This window comes from Propionivibrio sp. (genome assembly GCF_029255185.1).
Taxonomy (GTDB): domain Bacteria; phylum Pseudomonadota; class Gammaproteobacteria; order Burkholderiales; family Rhodocyclaceae; genus Propionivibrio.
Window position 1 is genome coordinate 1 of sequence record NZ_JAPUVO010000067.1, and the last position, 3,348, is coordinate 3,348.

The 3,348-nt window shown below is 54.4% G+C and carries 3 protein-coding genes; 1 reads left to right on the forward strand and 2 read right to left on the reverse strand.

Annotated features, from left to right (window positions below; all coding sequences use genetic code 11):
- Positions 1–202: 202 nt before the first annotated feature.
- Positions 203–1,369 carry a methionine adenosyltransferase gene (gene metK / locus Q1J43_RS03225; protein ID WP_301100907.1) on the reverse strand — a complete coding sequence of 389 codons (1,167 nt, stop codon included), beginning with the start codon at positions 1,367–1,369 and terminating at the stop codon, positions 203–205.
- A 197-nt stretch (positions 1,370–1,566) separates the two neighbouring features.
- On the opposite strand from metK, the gene Q1J43_RS03230 reads away from it, so the two are divergent.
- Positions 1,567–2,415 (forward strand): lysophospholipid acyltransferase family protein, encoded by an 849-nt coding sequence (locus Q1J43_RS03230; protein ID WP_301100908.1) that lies wholly within the window; start codon positions 1,567–1,569, stop codon positions 2,413–2,415.
- A 137-nt stretch (positions 2,416–2,552) separates the two neighbouring features.
- Here Q1J43_RS03230 and Q1J43_RS03235 read toward each other — a convergent pair whose 3' ends face one another.
- Positions 2,553–3,002, reverse strand: coding sequence for a hypothetical protein (locus Q1J43_RS03235; protein WP_301100909.1), 450 nt, complete (start codon positions 3,000–3,002; stop codon positions 2,553–2,555).
- Between the last annotated feature and the right edge of the window lie 346 nt (positions 3,003–3,348).

Consider the following 3,348-nt stretch of genomic DNA (forward strand, 5'->3'; position numbering starts at 1 on the left):
AAAGGGGGTATCTATACTCGTCGCATTCTCGCCGCTTCTTCCGATGCTTATCGCGCCAGTCTCCTCGGGTTAAAGGGAATTTGATGCAATTGCCCTGGACTGAATGGGATTCTGGCATTAAAGGGAAATAATCTTACTACCAATGGCATCGCCAGAAATAAAAAGGGCGTTGCGGCCCTTTTTATGATTTTTCTGGCCTGGCTTACAGCCCGGCATCGGCGCGTAGCGCCGATGCTTTATCGGTGTTTTCCCAAGTAAATTCGGGTTCTTCTCGGCCGAAATGACCGTAAGCGGCGGTTTTGGCGTAGATCGGGCGGAGCAGGTTGAGCGTCTGGATGATGCCCTTCGGCCGCAGGTCGAAATGCTTGACGATTAGATCTGCGATTTTCTCTTCGCTGATTTTGCCCGTGCCAAACGTTTCGACCATCAGTGAAACGGGTTTGGCCACACCGATGGCGTAGGCGATCTGAACTTCACAGCGGTCGGCGAGGCCGGCAGCGACGATGTTCTTCGCGACGTAGCGGGCGGCATAGGCGGCCGAGCGGTCAACCTTGGACGGATCCTTGCCGGAGAAGGCGCCGCCGCCGTGACGTGCGGTGCCGCCGTAGCTATCAACGATGATCTTGCGACCGGTCAAGCCGCAGTCGCCGTGCGGGCCGCCGACGACAAAGCGACCGGTCGGGTTCACCAGATAGCGGGTTTTGTCGGAGAGCAGTTCCTTCGGCAATACCGGCTTGATGATTTCTTCAATCACGGCTTCTGAGATCTGGGCGTGGGAAACGTCCGGATCGTGCTGGGTCGAAATGACGACGGTATCGATTGCCAGCGGCCGGCCATCGACATACTTGACGGTGAGCTGGCTCTTGGCGTCCGGGCGAAGCCACGGCAGGCGGCCATCCTTGCGCACCTCGGCCTGGCGCTGCATGAGACGGTGCGCATAGTAGATCGGCAGCGGCATTAGCGAAGGGGTTTCATTGCAGGCGTAGCCGAACATCAGCCCCTGATCGCCGGCGCCCTGGTCAAGGTCGAGCCCCTGGCCTTCGTTGACGCCCTGTGCGATATCCGGCGACTGGCGATTGATTGCCGTTAAAATGGCGCAGCTTTTGTAGTCGAAACCGATGTCGGAATCGTTGTAGCCGATGCGGCGAACCGTTTCCTGTGCGATTTCGCGGTAGTTGATGTGCGCTTTGGTTGTGATTTCACCGGAGATGACAACCAAGCCAGTGGATACCAGCGTTTCACAGGCGACCCGGCCCGTCGGATCTTCGGCCAGAATGGCGTCGAGAATGGAATCCGAAATCTGGTCGGCGACCTTGTCCGGATGGCCTTCGGAAACGGATTCCGAGGAAAAGAGATATTCGTTTGACATGTTATACTGCTCCAGTAAAAAACCCCGTTGTGGCGGCGTGGCCGGCTCCGGGGTTTGAGCAGACGACGCTTTAGCAGTATTTTGGAATTCTTTTTGACTTCCACCGCCCTGCAAGTTGTCCTGATTAACTCGGCGGAGGAGATAATTGTAGTTTTTAGTGTGCTGCGGGTCAAACCCGTTGCCAGCAGGGTTATTGCGTGATCTTTATTTTTCGCTGCCTCAGTTATCTGCCACTGGTCTGGTTACATGGGCTAGGCTTCGCGCTCGGCTGGCTGGCCTGGCTGCTTTCCCCGACCTATCGTCGCCACCTGCACGAGAACATGACGCTGGCGCTCGGCGCGCCGGACACGCGCCGGCTACGTTCCGCCGCCATTGCCAATGCCGGTCGCTCAGCACTTGAACTGGCCAGCATATGGCTGCGTCCCTTGCAGGAGGCCGCCGATCGCGTGGTCAAAATCAGCGGCTGGGAACTGGTCGAGGCGGCAACGCGAGAAGGCAAAGGAATTGTCTATCTGACGCCGCATCTGGGGTGTTTCGAGGTGACCGCCCAATACCTGTCTACCCATGCGCCGATTACCGTACTTTACCGTCCGCCCAAGCAGGCCTGGCTACAAACAATGATCGAGGCGGGGCGGGCGCGAGCGCAGTTGCGCATTGCGGCGGCTGATTTGTCCGGTGTTCGGGCCCTGCTCAAGGCGCTCAAGCGCGGTGAAGCGGTGGGCATGCTGCCCGATCAGGCACCCCGGGTTGGCGAGGGTCGCTGGCTCGATTTTTTTGGCAAGCCTGCCTACACCATGACGTTAGCGGCACGGCTGACCGAGAGCGGCGCCGCCGTAATCATGGTCTGGGCCGAGCGCCTTCCCGGCGGGGCCGGCTACCATTTCCACCTGCAACTGCCGTCGCAGTCCTTGAGCGGCAGTATCGAGCACCGCGCTCAGCAGATCAACCACGAGATCGAGCAGTTGATCAGGCAGTGCCCGGAACAATATTTGTGGGCGTATAACCGCTACAAGCGTCCACGCGGTGTCGAAACACCGCCGCGTTGATATATACGATTTGGTGCACTCTGCACTTCGGTCGTAGTCAGGCAACGACCATTATCAAGCCGCAAGCGGTAGTTTGATGGGGCGGATCAGACTTTCGGCCAGAATTCCGAAATTTTCATGCAGCTAATGGTTGATATTCAGTTTAAGGTAATGCCATTGGGATTATGGCGTTTTCCTAGTGGAAACATCCTCAATATGCCCATCAACGCAAAAATCTCTGCGCCATGAGGTGCCCAAATTTTGATTTCTGCGTCGCCTATCAAGAGAATTTCCGATTGCAATTTAGTCGCTTGGCGTTCCGCACTTTTGACTTCTTGCAGTTTCATGTTCTTGTTGATGCTATCTAAAAGAACCGCATTGATTGACGAGTCAATTTGACTGACAACCTCTTTAGAGCTTAGCAATGTCCACAAATTATCGCTCGACCAAAAAAGCAAAACTGGCTTTCCTTGCAAAGCAGCCTTTCCAAGAACATAGGCTTGCCGATCATTTTCAACCGTATCAAATTTCGAGCAGGCTTGCGCAAACAAATTGTTTTGAGCAGCTTTCCAAAGAATACGATCTTTATAAAAATTCTCGTCATCCATTAGCATTTTCATAGCTTAAAGGTAATTATAAATTTTGAATATAGTCCTGCGCCGGAAGTTACCCCGGGAGTTACCTTTCCACCTAAGAACGTCTTCCCATCTTGCACCCGCTTACTCAGGAAATCGCTTAGTTTTTTGTTTATGACAAATCCAGAATCAATTTCGACAACCGTTGCTCCTTTCGAGCCAAAATAGCGTAAAAGCGTCTTTACTGGAGAGTGACAAGTTCTCCCCCTTCAGATCGTTTCTTTGGCGAGTCGGAGATTGGATAGTTCTGTTCCCAGCTCGATCCATCGGTCGATGAGAAGCTTCATGCGTTCGTAGTTTTTCAGTTGTTTGCGGATCG

Excerpts from the sequence above, each read along its gene's own strand:
- metK (WP_301100907.1), bottom strand. The coding sequence starts at position 1,369 with ATGTCAAACGAATATCTCTTTTCCTCGGAATCCGTTTCCGAAGGCCAT.
- Q1J43_RS03235 (WP_301100909.1), bottom strand. The coding sequence starts at position 3,002 with ATGGATGACGAGAATTTTTATAAAGATCGTATTCTTTGGAAAGCTGCT.